Annotated in this window: 16 protein-coding genes; 10 read left to right on the top strand and 6 right to left on the bottom strand. The window is 39.0% G+C overall.

Features of this window, described 5'->3' with window-relative positions:
• Positions 1-307 precede the first annotated feature (307 nt).
• A complete protein-coding gene (gene fdxA, locus WCP78_RS00495; RefSeq protein ID WP_336278560.1) occupies positions 308-646 on the bottom strand; it encodes a ferredoxin FdxA in 339 nt (112 codons plus the stop codon).
• Between the two features lie 60 nt (positions 647-706).
• Positions 707-2,227: a hypothetical protein gene (locus WCP78_RS00490; RefSeq protein WP_336278559.1), complete on the bottom strand. Its 1,521-nt coding sequence runs from the start codon at positions 2,225-2,227 to the stop codon at positions 707-709.
• Positions 2,228-2,785: 558 nt separating this feature from the next.
• Here WCP78_RS00490 and WCP78_RS00485 point away from each other — a divergent pair.
• On the top strand, positions 2,786-3,697 hold the full coding sequence (locus WCP78_RS00485) for an RNA polymerase factor sigma-32 (protein WP_336278558.1): 912 nt from the start codon (positions 2,786-2,788) through the stop codon (positions 3,695-3,697).
• Positions 3,698-3,895: 198 nt separating this feature from the next.
• Here the strand turns inward: WCP78_RS00485 and WCP78_RS00480 are convergent, their stop codons facing one another.
• Positions 3,896-5,215, bottom strand: coding sequence for a M48 family metalloprotease (locus WCP78_RS00480; RefSeq protein ID WP_503619184.1), 1,320 nt, complete (start codon positions 5,213-5,215; stop codon positions 3,896-3,898).
• 330 nt (positions 5,216-5,545) lie between these two features.
• Between WCP78_RS00480 and WCP78_RS00475 the strand changes: the two genes are divergently transcribed.
• From WCP78_RS00475 to WCP78_RS00465, 3 genes are all read left to right on the top strand, one after another.
• A complete protein-coding gene (locus WCP78_RS00475; RefSeq protein WP_336278557.1) occupies positions 5,546-6,181 on the top strand; it encodes a thiamine diphosphokinase in 636 nt (211 codons plus the stop codon).
• 125 nt (positions 6,182-6,306) lie between these two features.
• Positions 6,307-6,699, top strand: coding sequence for a YMGG-like glycine zipper-containing protein (locus WCP78_RS00470; RefSeq protein ID WP_336278556.1), 393 nt, complete (start codon positions 6,307-6,309; stop codon positions 6,697-6,699).
• Positions 6,699-8,525, top strand: coding sequence for an ABC-F family ATP-binding cassette domain-containing protein (locus tag WCP78_RS00465; protein WP_336279099.1), 1,827 nt, complete (start codon positions 6,699-6,701; stop codon positions 8,523-8,525). The genes WCP78_RS00470 and WCP78_RS00465 overlap by 1 nt, the downstream gene beginning before the upstream one ends.
• On the opposite strand, the gene WCP78_RS00460 is transcribed toward WCP78_RS00465, so the two are convergent.
• Positions 8,522-8,779: a DUF2312 domain-containing protein gene (locus WCP78_RS00460; protein ID WP_336278555.1), complete on the bottom strand. Its 258-nt coding sequence runs from the start codon at positions 8,777-8,779 to the stop codon at positions 8,522-8,524. The genes WCP78_RS00465 and WCP78_RS00460 overlap by 4 nt on opposite strands.
• 246 nt (positions 8,780-9,025) lie before the next feature.
• On the opposite strand from WCP78_RS00460, the gene WCP78_RS00455 reads away from it, so the two are divergent.
• Complete coding sequence (locus WCP78_RS00455) at positions 9,026-9,523, top strand: DUF1036 domain-containing protein (protein ID WP_336278554.1); 498 nt, start codon at positions 9,026-9,028, stop codon at positions 9,521-9,523.
• Positions 9,520-10,956: a pyruvate kinase gene (gene pyk / locus WCP78_RS00450; RefSeq protein WP_336278553.1), complete on the top strand. Its 1,437-nt coding sequence runs from the start codon at positions 9,520-9,522 to the stop codon at positions 10,954-10,956. The genes WCP78_RS00455 and pyk overlap by 4 nt, the downstream gene beginning before the upstream one ends.
• Positions 10,957-11,840: 884 nt before the next feature.
• Here pyk and WCP78_RS00445 read toward each other — a convergent pair.
• Positions 11,841-12,221 carry a cell division protein ZapA gene (locus WCP78_RS00445; RefSeq protein WP_336278552.1) on the bottom strand — a complete coding sequence of 127 codons (381 nt, stop codon included), beginning with the start codon at positions 12,219-12,221 and terminating at the stop codon, positions 11,841-11,843.
• A 12-nt stretch (positions 12,222-12,233) separates the two neighbouring features.
• Positions 12,234-12,509 (bottom strand): DUF4164 domain-containing protein, encoded by a 276-nt coding sequence (locus WCP78_RS00440; RefSeq protein ID WP_336278551.1) that lies wholly within the window; start codon positions 12,507-12,509, stop codon positions 12,234-12,236.
• Positions 12,510-12,812: 303 nt separating this feature from the next.
• Between WCP78_RS00440 and tkt the strand changes: the two genes are divergently transcribed.
• From tkt to WCP78_RS00420, 4 genes are all read left to right on the top strand, one after another.
• Entirely contained in the window at positions 12,813-14,819 is a 2,007-nt protein-coding gene (gene tkt / locus WCP78_RS00435) for a transketolase (RefSeq protein ID WP_336278550.1), read from the top strand.
• A complete protein-coding gene (gap, locus tag WCP78_RS00430; protein WP_336278549.1) occupies positions 14,816-15,823 on the top strand; it encodes a type I glyceraldehyde-3-phosphate dehydrogenase in 1,008 nt (335 codons plus the stop codon). The genes tkt and gap overlap by 4 nt, the downstream gene beginning before the upstream one ends.
• Positions 15,824-16,032: 209 nt before the next feature.
• The gene (locus tag WCP78_RS00425) at positions 16,033-17,226 is read left to right on the top strand and encodes a phosphoglycerate kinase (RefSeq protein ID WP_336278548.1); all 1,194 of its coding nucleotides are present in this window, start codon (positions 16,033-16,035) and stop codon (positions 17,224-17,226) included.
• 96 nt (positions 17,227-17,322) lie between these two features.
• Positions 17,323-18,357, top strand: a complete 1,035-nt coding sequence (locus WCP78_RS00420) for a class I fructose-bisphosphate aldolase (protein ID WP_336278547.1) — start codon at positions 17,323-17,325, stop codon at positions 18,355-18,357.
• Positions 18,358-19,486: the final 1,129 nt, after the last annotated feature.

The following is a 19,486-nucleotide window of genomic DNA, read 5'->3' as shown; positions in this document are numbered from 1 at the left end:
ATTTACTCCCTTTATGACCAATAAATGCGCAAAAAAGCAGGCTAAAAGCCTAAATATGCTGAATATTCTTTGACCAAGTACATTATATTAATCTAGCGAGCATAAAAGTTGAGTAATTTTAAATGTAACAAAAAACACTCCGCTTTATAACTAAAAAGCAAAGAAAAAATACTTAGAAAGATAAATGTGTTAAAGCAACATTAGCATCAAAAATCAAAAAAATCAATCATTTCGCTTGGAATTTTTTATTTTTATACAACGCGATTTAAAGTTTTAAATGGTATATGGGTGTATGAGTATGCAATTATTATTCACCACTTCCTGGATTTTCTGAAAAATACTTCTCTAATTTATTAGGAACGCCGTCCATTTCTTTTGCTTGGGGAAGAGGATCTTTACGAATAGTTAAATTGGGCCATTTATTGGCGTAATGCAGATTAAGTTCCTGCCATTGTTCTAGCCCTGGCTCTGTATCTGGCTTAATGGCCTCGGCTGGGCACTCTGGTTCGCATACACCACAATCGATGCATTCATCGGGGTGAATAACAAGCATATTCTCACCTTCATAAAAACAATCAACGGGGCAAACTTCAACACAATCAGTATATTTGCAGTGAATGCAATTGTCGGTTACTACATAGGCCAAGATCAACCTCCATTTTTCACGCTAGTGATCTTTTTATAGAAAGTGTAGATGCGTCTTTTGTTATTTATTTGTAAGTTGGTGGCGTAGCTCCATTAGTTTTGCAAAAGGTGAATCAAGGTTAAGAGTTTTTTCTCTTTGAGATGATTTATTCTTTGGATACTTGTGGGGTTTGTTGTTAGACTTATAAGAATGGTGTGCATGTGATGCAGCTTTTTGAGAAGTATCTTCATTGGCAAATCCTTCTCTTTTAAAAGTCTTTCTGTTTTTGTTGTGCCATCCCTGTCCAGATTTATCACGGTTTTTGTGAGAATGATGGTGAAATTGATGATTATAACGCCATAGTAGAATAACTTTATCTTCTTGTGCGATAGGTTTTTGTTTAGCAAAATTGCCAACAGGTTCAGCTGCTGGTAAATAACCGGTAACATAAGACTGTTTTTCATCTAAAGCGTGTGATGTGTCATCTTTTTTAGTGATAGGCATTGCCTGCCATTGGTCTCCAACGCATTCAGCCTCTGGAATGTCTTTTCCCATTGTGTGTGCATGGGCAGAAGGTTTATTCTGGAGGAGGCTTTGTTCAAAAACAGTAATGTTACAAGGATGCGATTGGTAGCCTAGTCCTTTCAGAATTTCTTCCATATCAGTTCCGTTGGCACCAAGAATAGACATCATTGTTGGAGTGGAAAAGAAGCTTTTTCCATCATATGCTCCATCGGGTTTTGGTTCTGTTCCTTGCTTCCAATTAATCGCAGAGCGAATAAGGTTTGCAAGGCGTTCTAGAATATCAATCCGTACAGCACGGCGGCCTAAGATCCGATAACCGGCTAGTTGGTAAAAGCGGCGGTTATAAGTGGGGTCAACAGCAAGGGATGTTCGTCCAGCAGCTAGAGCAGCAAAAATTTCATGTAAACCAGTTTGATCGTGACCCTCATTTTGGAGATTCCACAAGAGAGTAATTGCTTGGACGGGGGCAGGTTTAAGCATTGCTGCAAGATAGATATGGAATGCACCAAAGCGAACACCTAACCGCCGCAACACTGCTCGTGATGCTTGATCAAGATTTTTGACAGTTTCAGCTATTTCTCGACGAGGCACAATTCCTAAAGAGTTGATGAGTTGTTGAGCCAGCCCCCTTGTTGAGTCTGTCAAGCTGTCGGCATTGCGTAAGTCAAATAATGGCTTTAAAGCCGTTTCCAAATGAAAAGTTACGAAACGTTCTAATCTTTTTACTACTTTATCGTGCGCTTCTCCCGTTAAGTACGTATCCGCTAAAAGAATAGATCTGGGGGTTAAAAAATCCTCTGTTGCAACTAGTTTTCCGACTGGTTGGCCAGTCCAGCGTACGATGCCATCAGAACTGAGTGTAAAGTCTCCATTCGCAGAAGCACAAAAACGCGTTGCACGTTTGTTAAAGGCAATGATGAGATTTTCATCGTTGGCTAAATTTTGCGTATTAGCTTCTTGATCGGTACTACTTTTGTTGTGGTAAAAACGAAAACCTTCAAATTTACCATTTCCATGTTTTTCAATAAGAATATCATCCTGAAGAATATCATTCTGTTGAATAATCTTGCTATCCATGATTATTTTCTTTCTTAAGTATTGTACCGGTAAAAGCTTATTGGCGACAATTCCATAATTGTGCTGCTCCTTTAACACGTTTGTTGTACCTGCTTCAATCATTCTTGTTGTTTTTTGATACTTCTTTAGACCAAATTAACCTTGATTTTTTCTTTTTTCTTCAATTTTGATGTTTCGTATGTATTTTACACGTGATAGTTGTGTTAAAGAATCAACAATAAAGACGTGTTGCTTACTTAAAGGATAAGCAAGCTGACTGTCAAATGAAACAGATGCTACTTTATTGATAGTATTGTTTTTTTACATTCATGTGTCAAAAAAATTATACAAAAAAGTTTTGACATACGTGATGACACGAATGCTGAAAATGCGGTTATGTTGTCGGTCAATATGCATCTTAAAGTAGTAACTTTTACGATTACACTAAAAAAACAATTGCGATTATAAAAATACACGCTAAAGTAGCGATTATTAAATAAACAACTTTTACGTTTTTTTTTAAAAACGGTGATGTCGTTGCCAAATTGATTTTGGTAATTTAAATCGCAAGGGGTTATTATGAGTAATCTTGTAAGCGCTGTTTATAAAAACGGCAAAAATTATGGCGATGCGGATAAAAGTTTGGGACGTGATATGGTGCGTTCTGCTATGCAAGCGCCTTATCTTGAACGACAAAAAGAGCATGATTTGGCTCTGCGATGGAAAGATAAACGTGATGACGATGCTATGCATCAAATTGCTGCGGCTCATATGCGTTTGGTGATTGCGATTGCTAATCGCTTTAAACGTTTCAAAATGCCATTAGGAGATTTAGTACAAGAAGGGTATGTAGGATTATTGGAAGCTGCAGCGCGTTTTGAACCTGATCGAGAGGTTCGCTTTTCTACTTATGCAACATGGTGGATACGTGCTTCTATTCAAGATTATATTTTACGAAATTGGTCAATTGTTCGAGGAGGAACAAGTTCTTCTCAAAAGGCGCTTTTCTTTAATCTCCGCAGGTTGCGAGCTAAATTGGTGCAAGATGATAGCGCTCTGACAAAGCAAGATATTTTTCGTACAATCGCCGATAAGCTTGGCGTTTCAGTTCGCGATGTTGAAACGATGGATTTTCGTTTTTCTGGTGCTGATAATTCATTGAGTGTTTCTATTTCTGATACCAGTGACAATTCCGTTGCGAAAATGGATGCCCTTGTGGATGAGAATCCCCTTCCAGATGCTTTAATTGAGCAAGTTATTGATAGCCAGAGACGGACACAATGGCTTTATGATGCTTTACAGATTCTTAATGAGCGGGAGCTTGAAATTATTCGTTTCCGCCGCTTAAATGAAGAGAGTGCTACTTTAGAAGTTTTGGGTGAAAAGTTGGGGATCTCTAAAGAAAGAGTACGGCAAATTGAAGCGCGAGCTTTGCAAAAGCTGCGCTCGGCGTTGCTGACTGCTAACCCGCTAGAAGCATACGAGGTGTAAAAACTCCTTTTAAGGAATCCTCAAAAATAAAATGAGAAGACGTATTTGCAAATGCGGCGTGAGCAATACATAATACCCCTTTTAGAAAGTTTATCATATCAGGGCTGAAAAATCATTGAGAATCAGAGAATGACAAGGATTTGTCATTCTGTATGATATTTTTATAAATATATCGGGACTTTCAAAAGAGCTGATTCTTTACTGTGTGATGATTTTAACACGTGTGCCTGCTGTTAAAGTTTGGGTTGGTGAAAGTTCATTAATAATACGAAACAGCTTTTCTTTATGCACTGTGCCTTGCATTTTATTAGCAAGGCTTGCAATGCTTTCTTGTGGTTTAACCCGTACGACACGGATCTTTAAGGGTTGCAGCTTTTTTAGTTGTAAAGATGAAAGAGGATGAAAACTTTGAACAGTGCTTTTTGCAACGGATTCAAAGTTTTTAAAATGATGGGGAGCAGCAGTGAGAAAGCGAAAGATATAATTATTGAACAAGATGACGACGACATCAAATTGCCATTGTTCATTGGCAGCGTGAGCATGGGCTCCATGCAAACTGTGTATCATAATTGGGTTAACAGATGATTCATCCAGTCCTATAATCCATCCGCTTTTTAAATAATCGCTTGCAGACATATTGGCAGGAAGCGGCACCGCATCAAAACGAATTGCAATTTTATTTGGATTACTGGCTAAAACAACGTTGGAGGAAGTGGTTATTTTAAAGCCATTGGGAACAGAAAAAGTGATGCCCAATTTGGGATGAATAAATTGGTTTTCTCGGACGTAACCTTCATGGGTATTTCCACCAAAAACTGTACCGTCAATGCTATTTAAGAAACTATCACGATCCTTAATTCCAGTATTTGGTGTACTGATTTCTTGAGCTTTTTTTATAGCAAGTTGAATTCGCTCAGGAGTTGTTGGGTGCGTTGCTAAGAAATCTAATGAAGCATTTATGGTTTCTGAAGTATTGCAGAAAGCATTATAGGCCTCGAGTGATTGTAAAAAACGTGGTGACGCAAAGGGATCATATCCAGCGCGGTTGAGTATTTCGATAGCGATCCAATCGGCTTGTAGTTCCTGGTTGCGCGAAAATTGCGCGAGTTGTTTCTCATCTTTAATGGTGTTTCGGTTGTTTGTTCTGGAATGTGATAATATATTTGTATAATTACGGTTTTTGAGTCTCAGTTCTGCTTTTTTTTGCAGACGCAAAATGCCATGATTGGCTATAATATGTGCTATTTCATGCGCTAAGACTGCTGCAACTTCTGAAGAATCATTGGCTAATGCCAGCATTCCACGTGTTACATAAATATAGCCACCTGGAAGAGCAAACGCATTGACACTTTTTGAATCTAAAGTTGTGACATGGTAGGTTTGATCAAAGCTTTTTGAGGCAATAGCAAGTTTATGCACAATTTTTTTTAACATGCTTTCAAGCTTTGGATTATTATATGCGCCGCCATATATTTGCAAAATGCGTGGGTGCTGTGTTGCACCTAAGGTATCATACACATTACTCTTGCCGTTGTGTTTGCTTGTTTTAGAAGAGAGCAAAGAGGAAGATATATCATTGGGGAGGGGTGTCGTGTGACAGGCAGAAAGAAAAAGCGTTAAGCCTATGAGAGGCGCTTGACAGATTCTGGCGTAAAAAAGGATTTTTTGTTGAAAAAATCTGATGCCTTGGATCACTGTATACCTCATTTGTTGATTGGATTTTGGGCAAATCTTGCGCATATTCTTTACAATGAAGAAGTTTTTTGGAAAAGATTCTTTTGGTTGTGCATGATTATTCTTTATAAAAAAATGAATATGAAAAAAGGATTACGAAAGGCATAATATGGCATGACAACATTTACAATATTGTTAAATGGAGAGATCTGTAGGACAGATCGTTTGCTCAACCAAATTCATAACAGTCGAGTTATTGCCGCCGATGGTGGAATGCGTCATGCTGCTGCATTGAATGTTATGCCTGAGTTATGGTTGGGTGATTTTGATTCATCCGACTCTGATTTAATGGCCAAATATAGCAATGTTCCCCGTGAAGTTTTTCCTTCTGATAAAGATAAGACTGATAGTGCATTAGCGTGTGAAAAAGCTCTACAAAATGGTGCTAAACGGCTTATTTTATGTGGTGCTTTTGGAGGTGAAAGGAATGATCACATTCTTTCTCATATGACTCAAGCACTCATTATGGCAGAAAAAAATATTTCAGTATTGTTAACAAATGGTTATGAAGAAGGATGGCCAATTTTGCCAAAGCCTTTTTCATGCGATTTACCTGATGGTTGTCTTTTTAGTATCATTGGTTTTTCTGATTTGCAAGGATTAACCTTATCGGGTGTTCAGTGGCCACTTGAGTGTAAAAATGTGCCTTTTGGATCTTCTTTAACACTTTCTAATCGTATTTGTGGAACTTTTTCTTGTTATTTATGTTCTGGAAAAGCTATATTGTTGGCGTCTGTACCTATTCCATGAAGCTATTCTGCTATGTTCGAGAAAAGTAAGGAAGAATGTTAAAGTGCTGACATGAATGATATACTTTATACTTTGATCTTTAATGATATATTTATTTTGATCTTTACAGGAAGAAAGGCTCTCATATGTTAAAATCAATTTTAAAAGTAACAGCTGTTTCAGCTGTCGGTGTCAGTTTAGTGGCTTGTTCGGTTAGTGAACAAAGAGTTGCACGGTATGGTGTTGGGGGAGCTGCAATAGGCGCTTTGGCAGGATCAGCAATTGGTGGAAGCACTCCTGATGCGGCACTTGCTGGTGCAGCAATTGGTGCTCTTACAGGGACAGTAACTGGCGTTGCTGTAAATCAAAAAAAGCAGGCTAAAGCGGCTGAAATTCAGCAAGCACCACTTTGTAATTATCGTAATCCTAGAGGATATGTTTACCAAGCACCTTGTTCTCAAGCGCCTCAGATGCCAAGATTGTGTACGTACCAAGGTAGAGGAGGTGTACTGTATCAGGCACCTTGTTCTCGACGTTGATAGGAGTACCATTACTGCGGCTTGATCGTGTTTTTCTAAGTTTTGGAAAAACACACTTGCTCAACGGAGTTTGCTTATCTGTAGAGCAAGGAGCGCGTATTGCGCTAGTGGGTCGTAATGGATGTGGTAAATCCACACTGTTAAAAATTGCCGCAGGGATGATAGATCCAAGCGAGGGGGAAGTTTTTCGTCATCCTGGGGTGATTATTCGTTATGTATCGCAAAGTCCTGATTGCTCAGGGGCTGAGGATGTACATACCTATGTGGAAGCTGGTTTGGATGACGTTCCTGATGTCCAATGGATTAATATGCTTCTCAGAAGTCTTGGTTTTTCAGGAACTGAGAAGTTGGCAACCCTTTCTGGTGGTGAAAAGCGGCGTGTTTCGTTATTACGAGCGATAGCTGTGAAACCAGATATTCTTCTCTTGGATGAACCAACCAATCATCTTGATTTACCAACCATTGAATGGCTTGAAAGTGTTTTATGTTCTTTGCGTTCGGCAGTCGTGGTGATTTCGCATGATCGGCGTTTTTTAGAAAATGTTACGCGTTCAACGGTATGGCTTGATCGAGGCACGACTAAACGGCTGGAAAAGCGTTTTTCTGAGTTTGAGCATTGGCGTGATAAGGTGCTGGAAGAGGAAGTGCAAAAACAGCATAAATTAGGTCGACAAATTGAACGTGAAGAACAATGGTTGCGCTATGGAGTGACGGCACGGCGTAAACGTAATGTGCGGCGTTTAGAGGCATTAAAAGAGCTGCGACAGATCCAGAAAACCTATAAACGACCACCTGGAACTGCACTTTTGGAAGCGGCTAAAAGTCAAAATTCTGGTCAATTGGTGCTTGAAGCTAAGAGAATTTCAAAATCCTATGGTGATCGCGTCATTGTGAAAGATTTATCCTTGCGTATTCAACGTGGTAGTAGGATTGGTCTTGTTGGTTCCAATGGGATAGGAAAAACAACATTGCTTTCCATGCTTATCAAGCAGGAATCAGTTGATAGTGGAATAGTGAAGCATGGATATAATCTATCCTTGGCATTGCTTGATCAGCAACGTATTTTAAATGAAGAAGAAACTTTAGCACAGTATTTAACAGGTTGTAGGGGTGATACGCTCGTAATAGATGGGCAAGAGCGGCATGTCACTTCCTATATGAAGGACTTTTTGTTTTCACCAGAGCAAATGCGAACCCCCCTCAAAGAATTGTCAGGTGGAGAAAGAGCGCGTTTAATGCTTGCTCGGCTTCTTTCACAACCTGCAAACTTTTTAGTTCTCGATGAACCAACCAATGATTTGGATATGGAAACATTGGATTTATTGCAAGAATTTGTTTCTGATTTTGCTGGTACAGTGTTGTTAGTCAGCCATGATAGAGATTTTTTAGATCGAACTGCGACCCATATATTGACACCCCAAGGCGATGGTCTTTGGATTTTATACGCTGGGGGGTATAGTGATATGATAGCACTACAAGCCAAGAACGAGATATCGTTACGGCATAAAGAACTGTCCAAACCTCGTGTAAAGAGCCATACAAAATCTATCTCATCGCGAGAAAGAAAGATCCTGCGCAAGTTGTCTTACAACCAGGTTTATGCACTGGAAAAACTGCCTGAACAAATTGCACTTTTGCAGAACCAAATTAAAAAAATTGAACAAGAACTCTCTGATCCAACGCTTTATCGCTGTGATAAAGAGCGTTTCGAGCGTTTATCAATAGCGCTGGAAGAAAAGAAAAGTCTTTGTATGCGAAAAGAAGAAGATTGGTTAGAACTTGAACTTTTACGCGAAGAAATAGAACAAGAAGCCCGTTCGTCTTAACTCATGCCAAGTGCATTTTTATAAAGTTGTATGATTGCTTCTTCTTCTAGCCGTTCATGATCTTCCTTTTTGCGCAATCTTATAATATTGCGGACAGCTTTACTATCAAAGCCAGACCCTTTAAGCTCAGTGTAAACTTCTTTAATATCATCAGAAATTGTTTTTTTTTCTTCTTCTAACCGTTCAATACGCTCTATAAAAGCACGCAATTGGTTTGCAGATATGGCGTGTATTTGATCTGTTACTGTGTCCATGTTTTTTTCTCCAGATTATATATTTTATGATGCTGTCAAGAAACGATAGGGGGATTTCTGAAAAACAGAAAATAAATCAAGACGTCTCATTTTTACAAATTGACTTTAAATATTTTGTAAAGGTTTATGGCTACATTGGCAAAAGAGCAATAAAAAGTGAAAATGTACCTGCATACAACATAAAAGCTCTAATAAATAAATGGGTGGGTGTTTTATTTTTGTAACTGACATCATAGGGGTGGATTTGTGATTTCTAAAAAACAAAAATGGGTATTGCAGAAAGGATTTTGGTTGCTTCTTTTGGGTACTCTTTGTTCGCTCTTGTTGGTTAATTTTGCAAAAGCTGACTTTCGTGTTTGTAATAGTACTCAACAGTCTGTTGGTGTTGCTCTTGGCTATCGTACATTCTCAGGTTGGGTGAGCGAAGGGTGGTGGGTGATCCCAGATGCAGAGTGTAAAACTTTGGTTGAGGGGGCGCTTTCTTCTCGGTTTTATTATTTTTATGCGGAAGGTGCTCACAAAAAGGAAATTTGGCCAGGCCCTGTAACAATGTGTGTGAAGGATGGTCAATTTACAATTAAAGGGGTTCATGACTGTTTTGCCAGAGGATTTCAAAAGGCTGGATTTAAAGAGATTGATACAGGGAATCAAACCAGTTGGATGTTGCAATTGACTGATAAATCATTATTTAATGATTCGGTCTTCCATCATTCTACTACTTTCCCGGGGGTTTCTTCGCCGTGAAATGTGCACGTAAAGTAAAAATTATTGCGACTCTGGGGCCTTCTTCTTCTTCAGTTTCGATGATTGAAAAACTGTTTAAAGCTGGGGCAGATGTTTTTCGGCTTAATATGAGCCATCTTGATCATGAGATGATGCGTATCCTGGTTAAGCGCATACGCGGTGTTGAAAAAGCTGTTCGTCGGCCAATTGGTATTTTGGTGGATATCCAAGGGCCAAAATTGCGGGTTGGTTGTTTTGCTAAGGGTCAAGAAGATTTAGTTATAGGGCAAAGCTTTACATTAGATGATCGTGATATTTTTGGCGATGGACAGCGTGTTTTTTTTCCGCATAAGGACGTTTTTTCTGCTGTTAAACCAGGAGATCGGCTGTTTATTAATGATGGAAAGCTGGAACTGTGTGCTGAGGTGTGCGACAGTCATTTTATTCAGTGTCGTGTGATTGCTGGAACCCATATTTCTGATAGAAAAGGAGTGAGTTTTCCCGATACAGTTTTACCTTTTGGCCCAATAACACCAAAGGATCAGGATGATCTGGAAGCTGTTTTGGAACAGCCAGTTGATTGGGTTGCTCTTTCTTTTATTCAGCGTCCAGAAGATATCATAGCAGTGCGTCAATTAACAAAGAGCAAAGTAGCTTTGATGGCTAAAATTGAAAAGCCTCAAGCTTTGGAGCATATAGAAAAAATTATTGATGTTTCTGATGGTGTGATGATTGCTCGGGGAGATCTTGGTGTGGAAATGCCATTGGAGAGAGTTCCTGCTATTCAAATGGAGCTCATAAAAGCGTGTCGTTTAGCGGGAAAGCCTGTAGTGGTTGCTACGCAAATGCTTGAATCAATGATCACATCACCTATTCCCACACGGGCAGAGGTTTCAGATGTGGCGACAGCTGTTTATGCAGGGACTGATGCAGTGATGTTGTCTGCTGAATCAGCGTCTGGTGACTATCCTGAAGAAGCAGTTCTTATGATGGATCGCATCGCGCGGCAAATTGAACAAGATCCTACATATACGACAATCGTTTGTGCGCAGCATCCTGTCCCAGAGTCAACAGGTACAGATGCTATTTCGCTTGCTGCACGCCAGATTGCTGCAACACTTCCATTATCAGTCATCGTTGCTTACACTGCTTCAGGGACAACAGGAATACGCGCATCTCGTGAGCGCCCAAGTAAACCAATTATTGCTTTATCGCCAATTGTGGAAACTGCACGGCGATTGGCTATTGTTTGGGGGCTTTATTGTGTTGTGACTGAAGATGCGCACGATTTGGAAGATATGGTTGATCGGGCAGCGGCAATTGCTTTTCAAGAGGGTTTTTGTCGTGGGGGAGATCAATTTATTGTTACAGCTGGAATCCCATTTGGAACGCCTGGTGCTACGAATTTATTGCGTATTGCTTCTATTTCTCGGGATGGAACGAAAAGTGCTTGATTTTTCTGTCTGATATTTTTTTTCTTTGACGGTATTTTAAATGTCTTGATTGTTTTTTGAAATTTGCACAGTTTTTTATGATCATCCAGATCGTTTGATAACGTGTCTTTCAAAAACAAGTCTGTATGCGATCATAAGTTGATGTAATGTTTGATTGACCTTATTTGTTCTTTCACCTTCAAAGCAGTTTTGTTGTTCTGTTAAGTGATACTCAAAAACATATGCAGTGTATGGTTGTTGTGATCTTCAATTGCTTGATGGATGCTTTCTATTATATTTTGACATTTTGTGTTTATCGCTATCATTTATAGTGGAATGAAAATGATGAGGAATTTTATAGAGATTTTTCAATGATCATGAATTTGTCATAAAATATTGTTCGTCTTTTAGATGGAATAGTAGTCTCTAGACATTCTACTTTTAAATTGAGTTTTCCTAGAGATCATTTTCACCCATAGTATATGTAATGTGACTTTTATTTTATCCTGTTTTGACAAGCATTTTTTCTGCAAAAAACACAACTCATCCATTTTTGTTCATGATAAGATTGAGGAATGGTTCTTTTTTAATAGATTTTATTTAGGCAAAAGGGCAATTACCATTTATAGCATGGCTTGACACTACGAATAACCATATGGATCTTTAAGTGCTTATGTGAACTTTGTATTTAATTTTCTTTAATGAATTCTTCTCCTCTAGTTTTTATTAGGATTGATTTCTTTTTATTTTTATAGAAAGTGAATTCCTTATACTGATGATTTTCTAAGTCGAAAAAATCAAAATAAGAATTGTACATAAATAGTGAGTTGCATAAGCATATTACACGTATACTATTATCGCTATCATGAAAAATTGTTTTGCATAGACCGATTAGTTTTTCAGATTCATAGATTTTCTTTTGCTGAAAGATCTATTGTATTATTCTCATTATCTTTGAGCAATTGGTGAGTGATCTTTTCAATTCGTTCAGTTGTGTCTCGCATAATTTTGCTCATGGTTCGCTCTTTTTCATGATGTTGTCGTAAAAGAGCATTATAATCTTCTTGCAATTTTTTATGTTCTTGTTTTATCTCCTCCATTTCATCGATAACCATAATGCCTGCCATAATCGATAAACGATTATCGCCGATTTCACCAAAATTTTCTTTTAGGTGTGCAATATATTTATCCAATTGAGCTGCAAGTCTTATGAGATGGTGTTCTTGTCCTTTATCACAAGCAATACGATAAATTTTACCATCAATTGTGACGGAAACGGTTTCCATGTGTTTAAACCCTTATCTATCAATGACGACGCGAATCGTTTCCATTGCTTTAATTAATCGTTTGGAAACTTCTTTATTGACTGCCTCTAGCCGCTCGATATGGGCTTCGGTTTTATCTAGTGCTTGGGCAAGACGGCTACGATCAGCGTTCATTTGTTGAATTTCTTCTTCCCATTCGTTGCTTTTATCAATAACAGCATTACGGTTTATAATAGCAATCTCTAAGGTTCTTAGTGCCTTTTCTAGTTGCTCTAAAGCATATGGCAGAACCGTAGTCTCTTGGTTCATGATGATTATATCCTTTGGATGATTATATCTTTATATCAGCACTTTATACAAAAAAGAATCATTTATTTTATTTTTAAGTATGTAAGATATTTTGGCAAGCAAAGCAGGGGATACATGTGAATTAAAAGCTGGATTTTTTAATATTGTTGGCATAAATGGTATGTGCGTGAAAATTTGTGAAGGCATTGTACTTATAAGTTGATCACAAAGGATAGACGCGAAAAACTGAAACATACTGAACACTATTCTTAAGTAAATAAAAAGCGCTAAAAATAACGAGTTTAATGAAATGGTTTATCATTCATGACAAATACCGAACAACAAAATCAGATGGCCAATGCTATCCGTTTCCTTGCTATTGATGCGATTGAAAAAGCAAATTCTGGTCATCCTGGTTTACCAATGGGGGCAGCTGATATTGCTACTGTTCTTTTCACAAAATTTCTTGCCCATGACCCTAAAAAACCTTGTTGGCCAAATCGTGATCGCTTTGTGTTATCTGCTGGGCATGGATCCATGTTGCTTTATGCTTTGCTGTATCTCTCTGGTTATGAAGATATCACCGTTGAGGATCTCAAAAACTTTCGCCAAATAAAGTCCAAAGTCGCTGGACATCCAGAATATGGGCATATCGCAGGAATAGAAACAACGACAGGACCGCTCGGGCAGGGGTTAGCTAATGCTGTGGGAATGGCTCTTGGAGAGCGTTTGTATAACGCGCGTTTTGGTGATTTAATCAGCCATTATACCTATGCGTTGGTTGGAGATGGATGCCTCATGGAAGGGATTTCCCAAGAAGCAATTTCACTCGCTGGCCATTTAAAATTAAGCAAGCTCATAGTGCTGTGGGATGATAATAATATTTCAATCGATGGAGATATCTCTCTTGTTGACAGTACAGATCAGATTGCTCGTTTTAAAGCATCGGGTTGGAATACGCTTGAAGTCAATGGGCATGACCAAGCAGCAATAGCGCAGGCTCTTGAAACTGCGCGAGATTCTGATAAACCAACTTTGATCGCCTGTAAAACAATTATTGGATTTGGTGCGCCAAATAAAGCGGGAACTAATAAAGCTCATGGTGCACCTTTGGGTGAACGGGAAATTGCTGTAACACGTGTTTCCTTAGGCTGGAATGCTGAGCCGTTCGTTGTCCCAGCTGATATTCTTGATAATTGGCGTTTGGCAGGTTTAAATGCCGCTAAAAAACGTCAAAAATGGGAAGAAAAATTAGCCAATATTCCCGTGTTAGAGAGGGTAGAATTTGAACGGTTGATGCGGGGCGATCTTGTGGGGGGGCTAGATAGCGCTATCGATGCTTATAAAAAGCAATTGGTTGAAGATTGTCCTTTCGTTGCGACGCGTAAAGCTTCTGAAATGGCTCTCGAGGTTATCAACGAGCTTGTGGTAGAAACTCTTGGTGGTTCTGCTGACTTAACTGGATCCAATAATACTAAAACTTCTCAGATGAAAGTTATTTCTGCTGATGACTTTTCAGGGCGCTATCTGCATTATGGAATTCGTGAACATGCTATGGCAGCGATGATGAATGGGCTTGCCCTTTATGGTGGCTTTATTCCTTATGGGGGAACTTTTTTATGCTTTTCTGACTATATGCGTCCTGCGATGCGTCTTTCTTCTCTCATGGGGTTGCGGGTTATTTATGTTATGACGCATGATTCAATTGGTCTTGGGGAAGATGGTCCTACACACCAGCCAGTGGAACATTTGGCTGCATTGCGGGCACTTCCTAACCATTTTGTTTTTAGACCCGCTGATGCTATGGAAACAGTAGAGTGTTGGCAGTTGGCTTTAAAATCACGCAAAACACCTTCTACTTTGGCTTTGAGCAGACAAAATTTACCGCTCTTGCGTCAAGAATATGAGGAAGAAAATTTATGTATGCTGGGGGCTTATGAATTATTGACAGCGAGTGATGATGCTCAAGTAACTCTGTTTGCTTCCGGTTCAGAATTGCAAATTGCTGTGAAAGCACATGCCGTGTTGGAAGCAAGCAGCATTCCAACACGTGTGGTTTCTGTACCTTGTTTTGAATTATTTGATCAACAGTCTCTTTCATATCAACGCGCTTTAATTGGTGATGCACCCATTAAAATTGCACTTGAAGCCGCAGTTCGGCAAGGATGGGATCGCTTTATTGGTCATAAAGGTATCTTTATCGGTATGGACGGATTTGGGGCGAGTGGAACAATTGACGAACTTTATACGCACTTTGGTATTACTTGTGAGCATGTGGTTTCTATCGTTGAAAATGAGCTTAAAAAAATGAATAAGGAAAATGTAAAATGACTGTTCGTGTTGCAATTAATGGGTTTGGTCGGATTGGGCGCAATATTTTGCGTGCTGTTGTGGAAAGTGGTCGACAAGATATTGAGATCGTGGCAATTAATGATTTGGGGGCGGTCGAGATAAATGCTCATTTATTGCGTTATGATTCAGTTCATGGGCGTTTCCCTGGAAGCGTTGAGGTTGCTGGGGATACAATTAATGTTGAGCGTCGCTTGATAAAGGTGACGTCAGAGAAAGACCCAACAAAACTACCTTGGAAAAATTTGGGTATTGATATTGCTTTGGAATGTACGGGTATTTTTACTGAACGTGATAAAGCCTGTGCTCATTTGGAAGCAGGTGCAAAGCGTGTTCTTGTTTCGGCACCTTCTAAAGGTGCAGACTTAACAGTGGTTTATGGGGTTAACCATCAGGATTTGAAAAAGCAACATTTGGTCGTTTCAAATGCTTCTTGCACAACAAATTGTTTAGCACCTGTCGCGCAAGTGTTGTGCAATACGGTTGGAATTGAAAGGGGCTTTATGACAACGATTCATTCTTATACAGGTGATCAACCTGTATTGGATACAATGCACCGCGACCTTTATCGTGCTCGTGCGGCAGCTCTTTCTATGATTCCTACCTCAACAGGGGCGGTGAAGGCTGTCGGACTGATCTTGCCAGAATTAAAAGAATTGCTCGATGGCGTGGCGATTCGTGTGCCAACCCCTAATGTTTCCGTTGTTGATTTTACATTTACAGCGAAAAAGTCCACAACCGTTGAAGAAATTAATGCGGCTATTGGTATAGCTGCACAGGGGTCGCTTAGGGGAGTTTTGGATTATACAGAAGAAAAACTTGTCAGTTCTGATTTTAATCATAATCCACATTCAGCTATTTTTCACAATGATCAAACGAAGGTAATCGATGGTAAATTCTGTCGTGTTTTGGTTTGGTACGATAATGAGTGGGGTTTTTCAAACCGCATGGCTGATACTGCTGTGGCTTTTGCTAAAACAATTTAAGAAAAAAGGCCTTTCTAAGCCTTTTATAGAAAAAACTAAAATGCGCTATTTTTAGGAAAAAAGCTTCTGTTATTTGTAAAGAGGGGGGATTTTCCTAAGAGAGTGATATACAGGATAAGGATTTAGAAGATACAAGCTATAATTTTAAGTAAAGAGAAAGTTGAACAGATACAGTTGTTGGAAACAACAGAAAGTGAAGAGGAGCAGTGATGGGTTTTCGTACACTTGATGATGTTGATGTTACTGGGAAACGTGTTCTCGTACGGGTGGATTTTAATGTGCCAATGGCGCAAGGCAAGGTCTGTGATGGAATGCGTCTTGAACGACATAAAGAGACAATCATGGAGCTGCAAAAACGTGGCGCTAAAATTATTCTTCTTTCTCATTGTGGTCGTCCCAACGGAAAGGTGAAACAGGAATTTTCATTGCGCCCTGTTGTTGAAGTTTTAGAAAAAATACTTAATCAACCGGTGATATTTACACCCGATTGTATTGGTTCTTCAGTGCAGACAGCAGTTGAAGGGTTGCAAAACGGTGCCGTTTTGCTGCTTGAAAATGTTCGCTTTCATCCAGGTGAAGAAAAGAATGATTGTTTTTTTGCCGAAGCTTTAGCTCATAATGCTGATCTTTATATCAATGATGCTTTTTCGGTTTCTCATCGTTCCCATGCTTCTGTGGACGGAATCACACGTTTATTACCCTCTTATGCGGGGCGTGCTCTGCAATGTGAATTGCGGGCATTAGAAAAAGGGCTTGGGAATCCAAAACGTCCAGTGGTCGCTATTGTTGGAGGAGCTAAAGTTTCAAGTAAGCTTTTTGTGCTCAATCATTTAGTTGAAAAGGTTGATCATTTGGTAATTGGCGGTGGCATGGCCAATAGTTTTTTAGCTGCACAAGGTATTTGTGTTGGAAAGTCCTTGTGTGAAAATGCTTTGGTGGAAACCACACTAAAGATCATGGAAAAAGCACGGAAATGCCAATGTTCACTTCTGTTACCGATTGATGCAGTGGTGGGGTTTCATTTTGAAAAAAATACGCCGCATCATCTTTATGAGATTGGTGATATTCCTGATAATGGAATGATTTTGGATATTGGTAAGCGCTCTGTTGATCGTGTTAATGCAGTGATTGATGAGGCTGAGACCCTTGTGTGGAATGGACCTATTGGTGTTTTTGAAATGTCGCCTTTTGATCAGGGAACGATTATGGTTGCGCGCCATGCAGCACAGCGCAGTAAACAAGGACAATTGGTTTCAATTGCTGGAGGAGGAGATACGGTTTTTGCACTTAACCATGCTGGTGTAGCTGATGATTTTACTTATCTCTCAACTGCAGGGGGAGCTTTTTTGGAATGGATGGAAGGAAAAGTGCTTCCTGGCATTCGTGCTCTTATGCAGAATTAAAGGGTAGATTTAAAGGGTAGTCCTATATTATGGGTATAAAAGCTGTGCTGTTGCGTTACTTACGTTTGAAAATTAAGGTAAAAAAAGGAACTTTTTATGAATGAACGTCTTGAAGATATTGCACTTGCTTTAGTTTACCCAGGTAAAGGTATTTTGGCGGCGGATGAAAGTACCGCTACGATTGGAAAGCGTTTTGAAAGTATTGGTATTGAATCGAACGAAGATAATCGCCGTGCTTACCGTGAAATGCTTTTTACAGCAAAAGAAGCAATGAAAAGCGCTATTTCTGGCGTCATCTTATTTGATGAAACAATTCGTCAGAAAGCATCCACGGGGCAAATGTTGACAGATCTTATTCGTGATGCTGGTGCTTTGCCAGGTATTAAAGTTGATACTGGTGCAAAACCATTGGCAGCATTCCCTCAGGAAATGATTACAGAAGGGTTAGATGGTCTTCGTGAGCGTTTAAAAGATTATTATGCTTTAGGAGCACGTTTTGCTAAATGGCGGGCAGTAATCGCAATTGATGAGCATGCTCTGCCAACCAGAGGGGCAATCAGACAAAATGCACAAGCCTTAGCGCGTTATGCTGCTTTATGTCAGGAAGCAGGTCTTGTGCCGATTGTTGAGCCAGAAGTCCTGATGGATGGACAATCGTGCCAGCATTCAATCGCGCGCTGCTTTGAGGTGACAAAAGCTGTCTTAAACACCGTTTTTAAAGAATTATCTGGAGCACGTGTCCTTTTAGAGGGTATGATTTTGAAACCCAATATGGTGATTGATGGAAAAAATGCGAGGGTTGCTTCAGTTGAAGAGGTCGCTGAAAAAACAGTTCGTGTTCTTAAGCAAACTGTTCCTGCGGCTGTTCCTGGTATTGCTTTTCTTTCTGGAGGACAGCCCGATGAAGAAGCAACGGCTCATTTATCAGCTATGAATGCTTTGGGAGAAGTATTACCTTGGAAATTGACCTTTTCTTATGGACGAGCGTTGCAAGCAGCTGCATTAAAAGCGTGGGCTGGGAAACATGAAAATATTGCTATTGCACAAAAAGCTTTTTCACATCGTGCACGGATGAATCATCTTGCTTCTTTAGGAGAATGGGCCAAAGAACAAGAAAAGTCTTACGCTTAAATGATACAAGTCTTGTGTTCAAATGCTGTGATATATTGATTTTTAAGGATAAGCGTATATTGTCTTTAATAGTTTTTCTATCGTATGCGTGATTATCTTTCATAAAAATATTTAACTGTAAGCTATAAAAGAGAGATTACAAAAGGGAGCTTATAAGTGGATTAAGTTCCCAGCTTATGAATCGTTTGATTGTAAGGGTAGTGTGAAACACATTAGGTGTTGTTCAATAACAGATAAGATTTTTTGTAGATCAATAGGGCGATGACCTAATGGTTTCATGGATGTAGGTCGTCATTGTGGAGGTATCGAGAAATGGCCTTGGAACAAGGAGAGAGTTCTTGATGCAGCAAGTGTCTATTGCCTATAATAGGTTATGAGTTGTGATGACAATTTTGTAAAATGACTTAAGGGATACAGTTATGATCGTCATAAATACGGTTGTGATCGTTACAGTTTTACAAGGATAACCGATTTTATCTCTATGTTTTCTCCGAATGAGTTTAAAATGTTTTTTTTAAATTTGTAAAGTATGTTTTGTCGTTTTGAAAGCGATAATGTGTGTGTGTTCTTTATGCTTTTAAAATTGGTTTACGGAAATTCTCGAGCGCCCTTATTATAAATTATTGTGTCTAAAAGAAATGGTACATGCTCTCTCTTATATTTATTATGTTACCATTTATTTTATACGAGCTGGTTCAAATAAAATTTTTTATGAATTAAAAGCTTTTTGAACGGGAGCCTGTCATCGGTAAAATAGGATGCTAAAAAAGATGAGAGCTCGACGATTTCATATCCTGCTCTTCTTTATTAATATCAGATTATGCTTTTTATAGCGTATCTTTTAGATGCCAGCTGTACAATTTACTCAACAAATGGATATGTTGAACAATAAATCATCTCTCCTAATAAATAATTCGATTTACTCGATAATACGTTTGCTAACTGCTGCTCAAGCATTAATAAGGAGAATACAGTTAATTCTCATACACTTTAATTTTTTATCTAATATAGAAAAAAGATAGCTTCTATATTATTGAATAGAATGCATGGCAGTAATCCGTAACATTTCAATATATCTTCTAAGCTCAGCACTTATATGGGGTTTTTAAATTGCTCTCCAAAATAAATT

The sequence above is a fragment of the Bartonella occidentalis genome (genome assembly GCF_037070875.1).
GTDB lineage: Bacteria > Pseudomonadota > Alphaproteobacteria > Rhizobiales > Rhizobiaceae > Bartonella.
Note: the sequence above shows the minus strand (reverse complement) of the source record. Positions and strands in the feature narration are given on the sequence as shown.